Below are 13,787 nucleotides of genomic sequence, written 5' to 3' on the forward strand. Positions count from 1 at the left end.
TTACGCCGAAGCGGCCGCGCTGTCGACCGCCAACCCCTTGGCCGCCAGCCATTCGGGGTTGTACAGCGTCGAGAGGTAGCGAAAGCCGGTATCGCACAGGATCGTCACGACCCGGCTGCCCGGCCCCAGTTGCCGCGCCAGCCGCACCGCGCCGGCGACGTTGATCCCCGACGACAGGCCAAGGCACAACCCTTCCTCGGCGAGCAGGCGGCGGACCCATTCCATGCCTTCCTCGTCCGATACGCGGAACTGGGTATCGATCGGCGCGCCTTCGAGATTGGCGGTGATCCGCCCCTGCCCGATCCCTTCCGCGACCGACGATCCTTCGGAGCGCAGCTCGCCATGGGCATAATAGTCGTACAGTGCCGCGCCATGCGGATCGGTGAGCGCGATACGGACGCGCTCGTCCTTTTCCTTGAGGCCGAGCCCGACGCCGGCGATCGTTCCCCCGGTCCCGGCGGCACAGGTGAAGCCGTCGATCCGTCCGTCCATCTGTTCCCAGATTTCGGGCGCGGTGCCGACGATGTGCGCGCGGCGGTTGGCGATATTGTCGAACTGGTTCGCCCAGATCGCGTTGGGCGTCTCCTCAGCGATCCGCCTGCTGGTGTGGATGAAATGACCGGGGTTCGAATAGGGCGCGGCGGGCACCAGTACCAATTCGGCGCCCAGTGCGCGCAGCGTGTCCATCTTCTCGCGGCTCTGCGTCTCGGGCATGACGATGATCGTCTTGTAGCCCTTGGCATTGGCGACGAGCGCCAGGCCGATGCCGGTGTTGCCGGCGGTCCCCTCGACGATCGTGCCGCCCGGCTGGATGGCCCCGCGCGCCTCGGCATCCTCGACGATGAACAGCGCCGCGCGATCCTTCACGCTGGCGCCGGGATTGGCGAATTCGCACTTGGCGAAAATCTCCGCCCCCGCCGCCTCGCTCGGCCCCTTGAGGCGGACGAGCGGGGTATTGCCGATGAGGGCGAGCGTGTCGGTGGCGGTGTGCATGAAGGTCAGATGGCGTAGCCGGCGCGTCTCGGCAAGGCGGCGGGTGGGTAGAATGGGTTGGCGGGGTGCAACGGGGGCTTTGCGCGGCGGGGCCGGCCGGCCCAAGTGACCGCGCCCGCTATTCCCGATACGCCTGAAGATGCTGGCGATCGCTCCGAAAATATCCGCCTTCTATATAGCCGACCAACCATGCCGCCGAAACCTGCCCACCTTGTGTATAGGCGGACTTGTTGCTGGTGAAATCCACCGCCTGCAGCAGCCAGACAAGCTCTTCACCGGTGCTGCCGGGGTTGGCTTCCACAACGGTGTATATCTTGCCAAAAACGCTAGTGCGCGATCGCGGCGCGTTCGGCCCGGCCATCAACCGGGTATGCCGGAGCTTGAACTTTGCCGGAATGGCATTCGGATCGCCCGAAGCGAGCGCATCGGCGGCATATTTGCGCAGTTCGATCCCGTCGATCTTATGCGAACGGGCATAGGTCTGGGCGTTGGTCAGCGGCCCGGTCCCTTCCGCCAGACGACCGATGGCGTGGATCAACGCCTCCTCGCGGTCCCACGGCTCAACCGTGTGCACGCTGTCGATCGTACGGATCACGTTGCCGCCTGCGGCCCAGATAGCGCGTATCGCATCCGCCTTGGCTCCGGCGCAGGCCGGATCGCGCGCCGCTTCCTCATGCGCGAACAGCCGCGTTCCCTGCCCAATCCCCACATAAAATGGCGTGCCGACGCCACCGAACGACGGTTCCCCGTCCGGCTTGCGCAGGAGATAGACGTAATGCGGACCGCCGCCGGCCGCAGCCACGACCCGTGCTAAGGTGGCTTTGTCCCGAATCACCGCGTCCTGCATCCCGTTCTCCTTCCCGAAACCGCCGATGCCAGCCGCGCTACCCCACCAACGCATCCACCAGCGCCTTGACCTTCGCCTGCCGCCATTGCGGCAGCGGTGCGACCAGCCAGTAGCCGAGCCGACCGGCCTTCGGTTCGCCGACCACGACCAGCCGGCCGGCGGCGATGTCGTCGCGGGCGAGGAGTTCGGGGACGGTCGCGCGGCCCAGCCCCGCCGCCGCCGCGTCGATCGCGAGGCCGGCGTCGGCGACGCGAACCAGCGCCGTCGCGTCCTCGGGCGAGCAGCCGGGCCAGCCGATGCGGGTGTCGGCACCACCGCCGGCACGCTCGACCGTCACCATGCCGTCCGATTCGAGCGCCTCGCCTTCCTGCGCGCCCGGCCCCTCGCCCCAGCGGACGGCGAGGTCGAGGTTGGCTTCGGTGAAGTCGACCGCGTCGTCGGCGGCGACCAGCGCGAACCGCAACTCGCCGTCCGCAGCGGCAATGCGCGACAGGCGTGGCAGCAGCCACTTCTGGGTCACGTCGCGCGGCGCGGCGATGGTCAGCGACTTGGACGACTGGCCCGCCTGCATCGCGCGGACCGCTTCCTCGAATTGCAGGAACCCGCCGCGCAGCGCCGACAGCCCCGCCTCGCCCTCGGGCGTGAGTTCCAGCCCGCGCGTGGTGCGGCGAAACAGGACGACGCCCAGCGTATCCTCGAGCGCGCGGACCTGCTGCCCGACGGCGGCGGGCGTCACCGCCAGTTCGTCGGCGGCGCGGGTGAACGACAGGTGGCGCGCGGCGGCATCGAGCACGCGCAGGCCGTTCAGCGGCAGATGCGTACGCTTCATGCGCCGACCGCCGGGGCCAGCAGGTTGAAGCGCGGGATCGCCACGTCGAAGGTCGTACCGTCGTCCGCCAGCATATGATAGCTCCCCTGCATCGCGCCGGTCGGCGTCGTCAACGGACAGCCCGACACGTAATCGAAGCTGCCCTGCGGCTCGATCACCGGCTGTTCGCCGATCACCCCTTCGCCCTCGACGCTGTGGCGCTCGCCGCGACCGTCGGTGATGATCCAGTGGCGGGTGAGCAACTGCACCGTGCGGTCGGAGCCGTTCTCGATACGGATGTGATAGGCCCAGAACCAGCGCCCGGACTGCGGCTGCGACTGTTCGGGCAGATAGGTCGCCGATACCCGCACGGCGATTCCCGCCGTCGTCGCCTCGTGCGGGAACAGCGCCTTCATCATAGCGACACCGCGCGTAGCGCCTGATCGAGATCGGCGATCAGGTCCGCCGGGTCTTCCAGCCCGACGTTGATGCGGATCATCCCCTCGCCGATGCCCATTTCCAGCCTCTTGTCCTCGGCCAGCCCCGAATGGGTGGTCGAGGCGGGGTGGGTCATCAACGAGCGCGAATCGCCGATGTTGTTCGAGATGTCGATCAGTTGCAGCGCGTCGAGCAGCCCGTGCGTCTGGGTACGCCCGCCATCCAGCTCGAACGAGAAGATCGGCCCGGCCTTTTTCATCTGCCGCATCGCGAGGTCGTGCTGCGGATGGCTCGGCAGGCCGGGGAAGTTGATCTTCGGCACGCGCGCTTCGAGGAAGCGGCCGACCTCCAGCGCATTGTCCGACTGGCGCATCACGCGCAGGTCGAGCGTCTCCAGCCCTTTCAGCACCACCCAAGCGTTGAACGCGCTAAGCGTCGGCCCGGTGTTGCGGGTGAAGGGCAGCAGCACGTCGTTGATGAAGGCGCTCGTCCCGCAAACCGCCCCGGCGAGGACGCGGCCCTGCCCTTCCATCAGCTTGGTCGCGCTATAGGCGACCACGTCGGCACCGAAATCCATCGGCCGTTGCAGCGCGGGGCTGGCGAAGGCGTTGTCGACCACGGTCGTGATCCCGCGTTCGCGCGCCACCGCGCAGATCGCGGTCAGATCGGCCACGTCCATCGTCGGATTGGCCGGCGTCTCGAAGAACCACACTTTCGTGTTGGGCTTGCTGGCGTCGATGAACGCCTGCGTGTCGCGCGCATCGACGACGGTCGTCTCGATCCCGAACTTCGGGAGCAACGTGTCGGTCAGCCAGCGACACGACCCGAAGGCGGCGCGGCCGCCGACGAGGTGATCGCCCGCCGACAACTGGCACAGCAGCGACGCGGTCATCGCCGCCATGCCGCTGGCCATCGTCCGGCAGGCTTCCGCCCCCTCGAGCAACGCGATGCGTTCTTCGAGCATCTCGACGGTCGGGTTCTGGAGCCGCGAATAGGTCATGCCCGCCTGTTCGCCGGCGAAGCGCGCGGCGGCATCGCCCGCGCAGTCATAGGCATAGCCCGAGGTCAGGAACAGCGCTTCCGACGTCTCGCCATATTCGCTGCGCGCGGTGCCGCCGCGCACGGCCTGCGTTGCGGGACGCCAGTGGGCGGTGATGCTGCGGTCTTGTCCGGTCTTGCGCTTCATGGACACGCCTTTGCGCCCTTCGCCCCCGGATTTCCAGAGGGAGATGACAGCGGGGCCGCGTGCGCCTAGGTGGGGGCGATGCGTCCCGTCCTTGATGTGCATCGCTCGATCCTTGGCCAGCCGTGGCGCTGGCGCGGCCTTGAAGGGGATGTGTGCGACGACGGGTTCGTCGCCGACGATCTCGTCACCCGCATCCTGCTGGCGCGCGGCTGTCCGCGCGACGCGCTGGAGGCGCACAAGACCCCCAGTATCCGGGGGTTCATGCCCGATCCGTCGATCTTCCGCGACATGGACCGCGCCGCCGATCGGCTGGCGCAGGCGGTCGTTTCGGGCGAACAGGTCGCGATCTTCGGCGATTATGACGTCGACGGCGCGACGTCGGCGGCGCTGCTGGTGCGGTTGCTGCGCGACATGGGCCTTGTTCCGCGCGCCTATATCCCCGACCGGCAACTGGAAGGCTATGGCCCGACCGCCGGCGCGATGCTGCGGTTGCAGGCGGAGGGGGCGACGCTGATCGTCACCGTCGATTGCGGCGCGCAGGCGTTCGAGGCGCTCGAAGCGGCGCGCGATGCGGGCGTCGAGGTGCTGGTGGTCGATCATCACCAATGCACCATCGCCCTGCCCCCGGCGCTGGCGGTGGTGAACCCCAACCGGCTCGACGAGGGCGAAGGGGCGGCGCACGGCCATCTGGCGGCGGTGGGCGTGGCGTTCCTGCTCGGCGCCGCGCTGCTCAGGACGCTGCGGGCGAAAGGGTATTTCGCGGATCGGGCGGAGCCGAAGCTGCTCGACCTGCTCGATCTCGTCGCGCTCGGCACCGTCGCCGATGTCGCGCAGTTGCGCGGGCTGAACCGGGCGTTCGTCGCGCAGGGGCTGAAGGTGATGGCACGGCGGCAGAACATCGGCATCGCCGCGCTGATCGAGGCATCGCGGTTGACCCGCGCGCCGACCGCTACCGATCTGGGCTTTGCGCTCGGGCCACGGATCAACGCCGGCGGGCGCGTCGGCAAGTCCGATCTGGGCGTCCGGCTGCTGACGACGCAGGACCCCGACGAAGCCAAAGCGCTGGCGATCGAGCTCGACCGGCTGAACGACGAGCGCCGCCTGATCGAAGGCGACGTCCAGTCCACCGCCGACCTGCTGGCGGCCGGACAGGAGGGGCGCGGCTGCGTGATCGTCGCCAGCCGGGGCTGGCATCCCGGCGTCATCGGCATCGTCGCCGGGCGGTTGAAGGAACGGCTCGGCCGGCCGGTGCTGGTGCTGGCGATCGACGAACAGGGCGTGGCCAAGGGATCGGCACGCTCGATTCCCAGCGTCGACATCGGCGCGGCGATCCTTGCCGCCAAGGAGATCGGTTTGATCGTTGCGGGCGGCGGCCATGCGGCGGCGGGCGGAGTCACCGTCGCCGAGGACGGGATCGCCGCGCTCGGCGACTTCCTGCACGACCGGTTGCACGCGGGGGTGGAGCGCGCCCGCGAGGATCGCGCGCTGCTGGTCGACGCGGTGCTGGCACCGGGCGGGCTCAACCCGCTGTTGATCGACGCGCTGGCGGTCGGCGGGCCATACGGCATGGGCTGGCCGCAGCCGCGCGTCGCGGCGGGGCCGGTGCGCATCGTCAAGGCGGACATCGTCGGCAACGGCCATGTCCGCGCGATCGTGAGCGGCGACGACGGGCGCGGGTTCAAGGGCGTTGCCTTCCGCGCCGCCGACACCGACCTCGGCCGCGCGCTGCTGGGCGCACCCAAGCACCGCCGCCTGTGGCTGGCCGGTCGTGCGAAGCTCGACGACTGGGGCAGCCGCCCGGCGGCGGAACTGCATATCGACGACCTCGCCTGGGCCGATTGATGCGATTGATGCGATCGTCGCAATTTTTCGGTTGACCGATCGGCGGGCCTCCCCTAACCGGCCCTCCACGCCTTCAAGGCCCCTTCGTCTAGCGGTTAGGACGCGGCCCTTTCACGGCTGAAGCACGGGTTCGATTCCCGTAGGGGTCACCAGCACCGCTGTCAGCGGCAGGAATCCAGGATTTACGGTGTCTTCACCGCCCGCTGGTACAGCGAGCAGGTACAGCGAGACACGAATGGTTCAGATGGCCACCCCCTGGAAACATCCAAGCGGCATATACTACCTCCGGCGCCAGATACCCGAACGGCTGCGTCCCGAGATGGGCGGCGGCCCGGTCTACAAGGAATCACTCGGTACGAGGGACCCTGCGGAGGCGGCCCGTCTCTTCGTCGCGGCGAACGCCCGTCTGCAGGCCAAGATGAACGAGGCCGAGAAGCGGATGCTCGCCGCCCGATCTCTCGACGAGATCTCCGCCGAGCGTGCGACCGATATCGTCGGGCGGTACCTCGCGACATATGACGCCCGGAATCCCTTCCACCCCTTCTACTCTCTTAACCGGACCTTCTATCTTGAAGACGTCTGCGTACGGATGCACGGCTTCATCGCCGATCGCGGGACGCCCATACTGGCGGGCGGCTCCGATGACCTTTCCTCGAAGCGTGGAAGGTTGCTCGTCGGCGATCAGTGGCTCGACTTCGTGCGCGACCGGCCCCGATCGGTCTGGATCAAGGCATGCGACGAGATCCTCGACCCGCTGTTCAGGTTCGCCACCCCGCCGATCAAGCGCATAGCCGAGAACGAGTTCGCGCTCATGGACGCCTGGAACGTCCGGGTCGAGGAGGACAATCGGCGCTTTCACGACGCGGTCAACAATCCGCCTCAGGCGCAATCACGCTCTCGACTCGACTCCGGCCTTCGATTCGGCGAGTTGCTCGATCGCTGGGCATCCGCCCGTACGCCGCGCCCGCAGACGATCCACGACACCAAGGTCGCGATCGCCGATCTCGTGGCCTTCTACGGCGATATCGCCGTCTCGTCGTTCACCAAGGACATGCTTCTCGACTACCGCGACGCTGCACGCGGCCTGCCACTCGGAATGCCCAAGGCGGACCGAATCCTTCCGTTTCCAGACCGCGTCGCGAAGTACGCAGGCACGGCGCTGAAGCAAGTGGGTGCCACCACCGTCAAAAAACGGATCGGCGCGGTACAGGCGCTTCTCGGCTTCGCGAGCCAGGAAGGCTGGCTCGAGCACAACGTCGGACGCGGAGTTACCGTGGAGGGCGCAGGACGACCGAAGATCCGTCGACGCAGATTCCGGAGCGAGGAGCTGGCGACGCTGTTCGGCAGCGAGCTGTTTCTCCAGCCGACGCGACTGCTCAACCGCACCACCAAGGTGAGCGATCTGACCCTGTACTGGATCTTCTTGTTCGGCGTGACCTCCGGCGCACGGATCGAGGAGATGGGTCAGGCCCACGTCGCTGACATCGTCGCGCGCGACGGCGTCCTGCACGTCGACATCGACGACTATGTGGATGACCAGGACGACGACGGCGCCCCCACGATCGCGAAGTCGGTCAAGACCGAGGGATCGCGGCGCGTGGTGCCGATACACGACCGCCTGCTTGAGATCGGATTCGAACGCTACGTCGATGCGCTCAGGAAGGCCGGGCAACGCCTGCTCTTCCCCGATCTGGCGCCGAACGTCTTCAGCAAGGTGACCCAGGAGGCCAGCCGTCGAGCGGGACGGTACATCGACAAGATCGTCGCCGACGACCCGCGCCTCGTGTTCCACTCGTTCCGCCACACCTTCAAGGACGAGGGGCGCGAAGCGGAGATCCAGGAGCGGATCCTCGACCAGCTCTGCGGTCACGCGCCGACCAGCGTAGGCGGGAAGTACGGCAGCGGTGTTGGCCTGCCCTCGCTGAAGCGTAACCTGGACAGGATCGTATTCACAGCCGTCGACTAGGATGCCATTACGGCGGCAGCGACGGAAGTCGACTGGGACGACCTGGTTCGGAAGCTCGTCGCTCGCATAGGAAGCCGTCGTTAGAGCAGCCGATCGTGGTTCCCATCCATTTCCGGATGACTCCAATCGTCTTTGCAAACTTCGGCGAAAATCAGCGGCTTCCCTTTTTTTAGTGGCTATGGTGAAAGGCTGCTTCAGGCCTGCATTCCTGCCGAAGTTTGCAGATTGTTTTGCACGTAGGGGATCCGCATCCCGGGAGCAGCCGGGAAACGGAAAGGGGCGGCGCCACGCGACCCGTCCCTGCGACGCATGCCGGATCAGACCAGGACGGCCTCGCACGTCGATACGGCAGGCATCACCGGTTCGAGGTAGCGACATACCGGCGCTGTAGCCGCGGATCCGCACGACAGCGCACCGGCTTCACTACGAATCGCGCGCGCCACGCCAGCGACGACCATCGGCGAGGAGGGAACATGCAGGGGGCCGTGCCCGACGAGCTTGCCCATCGCCTCGATCGCGAGCTTCCGCCGCCTGAAGTACTTCACCGACATCTCGTACGTACGGTGCCCGATGATGGAGCAGATCTGGTCGACGTCGCACCCCGCATCGCGCAGCAGTCCCGCCGTGGCATAGCGACTGCCATGTGGCGTCCGCCGCGGCATGTTCGGAATGCTCCTGACCAGCTTCTTCATCCGGTATCCGAATCCGCAATCTCCGATCGGACCTCCGGACTCCTTCCTGACGATCACGCCTTCGACAGGCCCCTCCGATCGCAGCCGTGCCAGTTCGGCCCGCAGCAGAGGATGCGCGGGTATCGTCATCAGCTCGCCTGTCTTCTGTTGACGAACCCTAACCATGTCATCGAGGACCTGTGACCATTCCATGCGCTCCACGTCGCCCGGCCGCTGGCCAGTGCAGAGGGCGATGATGATCAGCGTGCGGATGGCACCCTCGGCGTGCTTCAGCATGAGGTTGATCTCCTCGATGCTCCACGGCTCGTGACCTTTCTTAGGCTTGCGCTTGATGGAGCGGAGGCAGCGCGCGGGGTTCAGACCCGCAAGAACGTAGCCACGATCACTCGCGAAAACATATAGTCGGCTCACGAAGCGACGCAGGACGTCGGCGTAGCCAAGGGTCATGGCATTCCGCACCTCGCCCAGCATCTCCACGGTGGTGATCCCCATCATGCAGTCGCCGAGATACTTCGACACGTGCTTACCGAAGGCATGGTAGTTGCTCTGCGTCCGGGTCGCGAGCGCGCGGAATTCAGCGTCTTCGAAGAATTTCGCCATGACCCAGTCGAAGGTGCCGCGCCCCGGCCTGGAGGCGAGCGTTACGGGCTTGACGACCAGCGCTACGAATTCGTCGTACTTGTCCTCGAACTTCGGCTCGCCCGGCTTGCCGGGTAGAGCGAAGTTGTCGCCCTTGTACCGAAAGCGCCAGTACTTGCCCTTCACGACGTAGGTATAGGCGGGCCTACCCGCCGGCAGTTCCGGTTTTGGCATCGTTCATTCTCGCATAAAACCGCCGCTCCATCGCCCGCATGCCCGCGCTCGAGTCCGTAGGTCGCGCCGTCCTAGGTGCGATACCGTCCGCGAACCGGTCGAGATCGCGTCGGTCCCAGAGCACGCGCCGCCCGATCCGCCGCGGCGCGATGCCGAGCGAACGGAAGGTCTTGTCGCATACGCCGAAGTAGGCGCACGCGAGCCGGAGCGGCATCAGTCTCGGCCAGTCGGGCAGCCGCGCTCGTGCGACGGTAGCGTCACTGGCCATCTCGTCGTCATCGTCGTGCTGCATCGACCGCCGCTCCTGACAGGAAGGCGGCCGATCCCGTCCGTGGAAACCCATAGGTCTCCACGGTCCTTCGAAGACCGCATGGGAGTCGGCCAAGAACCGAACACAACGTGAACGGTTCCCGTCTCATCCTGAAAACGGGCGTCGCGGTCGGACGTGACGAGTGTTGACGTCCGGGGTGCCGCGTGCGATTCGGATCGCAGCCGCTTCAGCCGGATGTCGTCTTCGGGATAAACCTCAAGTCGGCTTCATGACCTTCTCCTTACGGTGGTGGGGTCCGGCAAGAGCGGTCCGCGGGGCCTGCCGCTCCTACGGCGGCCCCGCACCTTCCTTCCGGATGGACATGATCGGCGGCGCGCTAGGCGTCTTCGATCGGCGTTCCTGCGACTGCGGCCGTCACGCCGCGTCCCTCGCCGCGACCTTCGGGCCGCGGAACCTTACGACCTCGCCGCTGGCGGCACCGATCCGCCACTTGGCCAGGTCCGGCACGTGCTCGACCTCCTCCCGGCGCGCGAGCTTGCGGAGCAGCGGCGACACGCTCGTGCGCGGGATGGCCTCGCCGAACCGGTTCTGAACTGCGTTGATCAGCTCGCGCACGCCCATGGGTCCGGGAGCGTCCCGCAGGACGTCGACCAGCATCGCCCGGTGCGTGGGCCGCTTCCCGCCGGAAGAAGCGACCGGCGGCACGCAGGCGACGTCGCCTCCGGCCAGATCGCAGGTGGCATCTCCGGCCATCATCAGGACGCCAGCGAGGCCGTCCCGTCGCCGCGTCAGCCGCGCGATCTGCTCGTCCAGAGCCGCCTTCTCACGGCGCACCTCGTCAAGATCGAAGGTGGCGTAGCGGGTCGCTGCGGCAGGGGGCGATTCGGTCATACCGCGACCATGACGATCGCGGCTGCGTGAGTCAAAATAAATCCTCCGGCGACCACCCTCTACTTGTCCTCTGTTACCGAAGTTCGAAAGGAAGAAGGCATGCCAATAGACAGGGAGCTATCGTCACGGATCGTGACAGAGGCGCAGCGCATCATCGCGCTGACTGCCCAGATCGACACGGCGCTGGACCTCGCGGACCAGCTGAGCGGCAGCAGGCGCGACGCGCTGATCGAGCTTGGCCGGCTCACCGGCATGGGCGATATCGGGGACGTCGACCGGGCGGTCAGGATGGACCGGACGATCGCCGACACCATGCTCGTGCTCGTCGCGCGTGCTGGACCCAGAGGCATCTCGCGCGAGCGGCTCCTGGACGAAGCGGCGATGCGGTTCGCGGAGGACGTCAGCGAGGCCGAGATGGACCAGGCTCTCGAGAAGCTGGTCACCTCGGAAGAGATCTATGCTCTCGGCCAAGGCTACGCGCTCGGGGCGGGGCAGAGCGCGTCGCGACGCCTGGGCGGCTACAGCGCCCGCCAGGCGCACGGCCGCACGCACAAAGACATGATCCTCGAGGTGCTACGGAACTCGCCCGAACCGCTCGGCGTGGCCGACATCATCCATGCCATCAGGGATCGCTTCGGCGCAGAGGTCTCGCGCACCAGCGTGTCGCCACTTCTCAGCAAGCTCGACATCAGGGGCGGCATCGTCGTCCACATCGACGACAAGTGGACCATACCGAAGGCCTGATGGAGTCCTTTCACAAATTTTCCTTCACCTCATGAGTCGAAATCGTTCCCGCTACGTTCTGCGATTTCTGGATAGATGATCCATCCAGAAATCACGGCGCCTCGATTCCGGCGCCCGGACGGAGTCCACGACATGAGGAACATCGCCTTCGAAGACCAGCTCGAGGCGCTCGGCGACAGGGGTTCGGGCCCGCTGTCCTGGTGGCGCACGAGCTCCTGCACCACCTTCCTGGCCGACGCGCGCATCGTCGAGACCGCCGTGGTCTCGATCGTCTCGGTCAGCCGGCTCGCGCCGCCCGCGCTCATCGCGGAGCTGGCGACGAGCCACGAGGACGAGCTCGCCCCGACGTGGAACGATCTGGCTCACCTCTTCTTCTCGATGGACGCGATGGCGCTTGGCATCAGCTACGACATCGCCGGCAGCTGCGCGGCTCTCTCCGCCCGGCAGATCAATCCGATCGGGACCGTCATGCTGCTGAAGGCGCTGTCAGAACCTTATATCACCCGCGAACCCGAGACCCGCATCTGGGTGGCCAGCACCTGGCTGGCAGAGCGCGGCTCGCTGCTCAATCAGACGACGCTGTCGACCGTGGACTGGTGGCAGACCGCCCGCGGGCACCAGACGCCCCTGCTCGCGGGAGAAGCGTGATGGATCCGCTCTTCTTCTTCGGCATCGGCGTGGCACTGGCCGGCTGCGGATCGATCGGTACCACCCTCGCTGCGTGCCGCGAGATCCTAACGATCCCGCGCGGCCCCGGCGCTCTCGGCACCTCGGCCCTGCTTGCGGCCATGCTCTTCATCCTCCTCGTCGGCTGCGGTATCGTCGCCGGCGGGCTGTGGGTAGCGATCGCGGTCGCAGGAGGCGCAAATGGCTAAGCGCAGCGCCGTGACGCCGCCGGCGATCATGCCCCGGACCGACATCGTCGTAGCCGGTCAGCGGATGGACGTGGCCTACCGCGTCCCCGGTCTTGCGGCAAAGGCGCCTGGTCCGTGGCAGCAGGAGGCAGACAAGCTCGCCTGGACCGATCCCCACACCGGGTACGCATGCATCATCCGCCGCATGCCCGGAGGACACCTCGGCGGCTTCGTCGCCGTGCCGCCCGACCACCCGCTGGCCGGGTGGACCGCCGAAGCCGTCCCCCCGCAGCAGGTGCGCGCCCACGGCGGCCTCGACTATGCGAGGGCCTGCGACGAGCGAGGACCGGAAGCGGTCTCGATCTGCCACGTCAAGCCCGACGTGGCCGGTGCGCATGACACGGCGTGGTGGTTCGGATTCTCGTGCGACCAGCCGGACGACCTGGTGCCGGACCACGCGGCCCATGCCGCGGAGGCGCGCCAGCTCGGCGTCACGCAGACCTACAGGAACGCGGAATACGTCCTCGACCGGTGCACCGAGCTCGCCGCGGATCTCGCCAGGGCGGAGGCGCGGCCATGAGCGACTATCGCCATTCCCCGGACCTGCCCTGGGGGTACTGGATGCGGACGGCGACGTCGCCCGGCGGCGGCGTCACCGTCATCGACGAGGAGGGGCGCTCGTGGCTTTCGATCCGCAGCGCGTTCTGGTCGGGGCGTCTGCGCATGTGCCGTGGACCGGGACAGGTCCAGGACGAGCAGCTCGAGCTGATGCTCGCGATGCTGGCGTCCATGCATCGCGGCATCGTCGCCCTACCGGAGCAGACGTATTCCATCTTCGACGGCGACCATCTCTACGCCCGCTTCTGGAGATACTGGATGCAGGCCGAAGGCCTCGTCGACAACGACTTCCGGAACGATCCCCTGATCGCCAAGCCGAGCGCCGAGGGCATCGCCGTGCTGCGCATGCTCGCCGCCACCCGCCCGATCGAGCTGAACGCGATCCCGATCGGCGCTGCGGCGGTCCGGTTCTACCGCGATCCGTACATGGACGACGAGTACGATCGTCACCTGTTCGAAGCGAAGGTCGATGGCGCGCTTCCGTACCTCTTCGTGCGGGAAAAGATCTTCGGCAGCGAGAGCATATCGCTCCTGACCCGCAACCCCAGAGACGCCATTCCGATGGCCCGGACCATCTGGCACCTGCCGTTCCCGGACGCAATGCTGCGCGACCGGGCGTTCCGGTGGATGATCGATCGGTCGGATCGCTGGACGAGCTGGGGGGAGCTCGTGACGGGGAGGGGTCCCACCGCACTGACGCAGCACTTCATGACACTCGTCTTTGCCGGTCACACGGAACGGCAGTCGCACGAGCCGCCCCACCATGCTGGGCCACTGGCGATCTCCCATGACGAGGCGGAACGGCCGTGAGCCGCCGCCCTCCG

At 67.2% G+C, this 13,787-nt stretch carries 15 protein-coding genes and 1 tRNA gene; 8 read left to right on the plus strand and 8 right to left on the minus strand.

What is annotated here, in order from left to right; genetic code table 11:
- From ASE78_RS02300 to ASE78_RS02320, 5 genes are all read right to left on the minus strand, one after another.
- Nucleotides 1-993, minus strand: coding sequence for a cysteine synthase A (locus ASE78_RS02300; RefSeq protein ID WP_056492649.1), 993 nt, complete (start codon nucleotides 991-993; stop codon nucleotides 1-3).
- Between the two features lie 118 nt (nucleotides 994-1,111).
- Nucleotides 1,112-1,840 (minus strand): GIY-YIG nuclease family protein, encoded by a 729-nt coding sequence (locus ASE78_RS02305; protein ID WP_056492652.1) that lies wholly within the window; start codon nucleotides 1,838-1,840, stop codon nucleotides 1,112-1,114.
- A gap of 37 nt (nucleotides 1,841-1,877) precedes the next feature.
- Nucleotides 1,878-2,669: a LysR family transcriptional regulator gene (locus ASE78_RS02310; RefSeq protein WP_056492655.1), complete on the minus strand. Its 792-nt coding sequence runs from the start codon at nucleotides 2,667-2,669 to the stop codon at nucleotides 1,878-1,880.
- Complete coding sequence (apaG, locus tag ASE78_RS02315; protein WP_056492657.1) at nucleotides 2,666-3,064, minus strand: Co2+/Mg2+ efflux protein ApaG; 399 nt, start codon at nucleotides 3,062-3,064, stop codon at nucleotides 2,666-2,668. The genes ASE78_RS02310 and apaG overlap by 4 nt, the downstream gene beginning before the upstream one ends.
- Nucleotides 3,064-4,272: a trans-sulfuration enzyme family protein gene (locus ASE78_RS02320; protein ID WP_056492660.1), complete on the minus strand. Its 1,209-nt coding sequence runs from the start codon at nucleotides 4,270-4,272 to the stop codon at nucleotides 3,064-3,066. Before ASE78_RS02320 ends, apaG begins: the two co-directional genes overlap by 1 nt.
- A 78-nt stretch (nucleotides 4,273-4,350) precedes the next feature.
- Between ASE78_RS02320 and recJ the strand changes: the two genes are divergently transcribed.
- From recJ to ASE78_RS02335, 3 genes are all read left to right on the plus strand, one after another.
- Nucleotides 4,351-6,114, plus strand: coding sequence for a single-stranded-DNA-specific exonuclease RecJ (gene recJ, locus ASE78_RS02325; RefSeq protein WP_056492663.1), 1,764 nt, complete (start codon nucleotides 4,351-4,353; stop codon nucleotides 6,112-6,114).
- Between the two features lie 77 nt (nucleotides 6,115-6,191).
- Nucleotides 6,192-6,266, plus strand: a tRNA-Glu gene (locus tag ASE78_RS02330).
- 83 nt (nucleotides 6,267-6,349) lie between these two features.
- Nucleotides 6,350-8,080: a site-specific integrase gene (locus tag ASE78_RS02335; RefSeq protein ID WP_082466950.1), complete on the plus strand. Its 1,731-nt coding sequence runs from the start codon at nucleotides 6,350-6,352 to the stop codon at nucleotides 8,078-8,080.
- Between the two features lie 317 nt (nucleotides 8,081-8,397).
- On the opposite strand, the gene ASE78_RS02340 is transcribed toward ASE78_RS02335, so the two are convergent.
- The 3 genes from ASE78_RS02340 to ASE78_RS02350 form a co-directional block, all read right to left on the minus strand.
- A complete protein-coding gene (locus ASE78_RS02340; RefSeq protein ID WP_056492669.1) occupies nucleotides 8,398-9,585 on the minus strand; it encodes a tyrosine-type recombinase/integrase in 1,188 nt (395 codons plus the stop codon).
- Complete coding sequence (locus ASE78_RS02345; protein ID WP_056492672.1) at nucleotides 9,557-9,877, minus strand: helix-turn-helix domain-containing protein; 321 nt, start codon at nucleotides 9,875-9,877, stop codon at nucleotides 9,557-9,559. The genes ASE78_RS02340 and ASE78_RS02345 overlap by 29 nt, the downstream gene beginning before the upstream one ends.
- Nucleotides 9,878-10,270: 393 nt before the next feature.
- Nucleotides 10,271-10,747: a hypothetical protein gene (locus tag ASE78_RS02350; protein WP_056492675.1), complete on the minus strand. Its 477-nt coding sequence runs from the start codon at nucleotides 10,745-10,747 to the stop codon at nucleotides 10,271-10,273.
- Nucleotides 10,748-10,879: 132 nt separating this feature from the next.
- Here ASE78_RS02350 and ASE78_RS02355 point away from each other — a divergent pair, with 132 nt between their 5' ends.
- The 5 genes from ASE78_RS02355 to ASE78_RS02375 all read left to right on the plus strand — a co-directional run bounded on the left by ASE78_RS02355 (nucleotide 10,880) and on the right by ASE78_RS02375 (nucleotide 13,773).
- A complete protein-coding gene (locus tag ASE78_RS02355; protein WP_156351243.1) occupies nucleotides 10,880-11,491 on the plus strand; it encodes a hypothetical protein in 612 nt (203 codons plus the stop codon).
- Between the two features lie 132 nt (nucleotides 11,492-11,623).
- The gene (locus ASE78_RS02360) at nucleotides 11,624-12,139 is read left to right on the plus strand and encodes a hypothetical protein (RefSeq protein ID WP_056492681.1); all 516 of its coding nucleotides are present in this window, start codon (nucleotides 11,624-11,626) and stop codon (nucleotides 12,137-12,139) included.
- Nucleotides 12,139-12,366, plus strand: a complete 228-nt coding sequence (locus ASE78_RS02365) for a hypothetical protein (protein WP_056492684.1) — start codon at nucleotides 12,139-12,141, stop codon at nucleotides 12,364-12,366. Before ASE78_RS02360 ends, ASE78_RS02365 begins: the two co-directional genes overlap by 1 nt.
- Nucleotides 12,359-12,925, plus strand: a complete 567-nt coding sequence (locus ASE78_RS02370) for a hypothetical protein (protein WP_056492688.1) — start codon at nucleotides 12,359-12,361, stop codon at nucleotides 12,923-12,925. The genes ASE78_RS02365 and ASE78_RS02370 overlap by 8 nt, the downstream gene beginning before the upstream one ends.
- Nucleotides 12,922-13,773: a hypothetical protein gene (locus ASE78_RS02375; RefSeq protein WP_056492690.1), complete on the plus strand. Its 852-nt coding sequence runs from the start codon at nucleotides 12,922-12,924 to the stop codon at nucleotides 13,771-13,773. Before ASE78_RS02370 ends, ASE78_RS02375 begins: the two co-directional genes overlap by 4 nt.
- The last annotated feature ends 14 nt before the right edge of the window (nucleotides 13,774-13,787 follow it).

Source organism: Sphingomonas sp. Leaf25 (assembly GCF_001421635.1).
Classification (GTDB): domain Bacteria; phylum Pseudomonadota; class Alphaproteobacteria; order Sphingomonadales; family Sphingomonadaceae; genus Sphingomonas.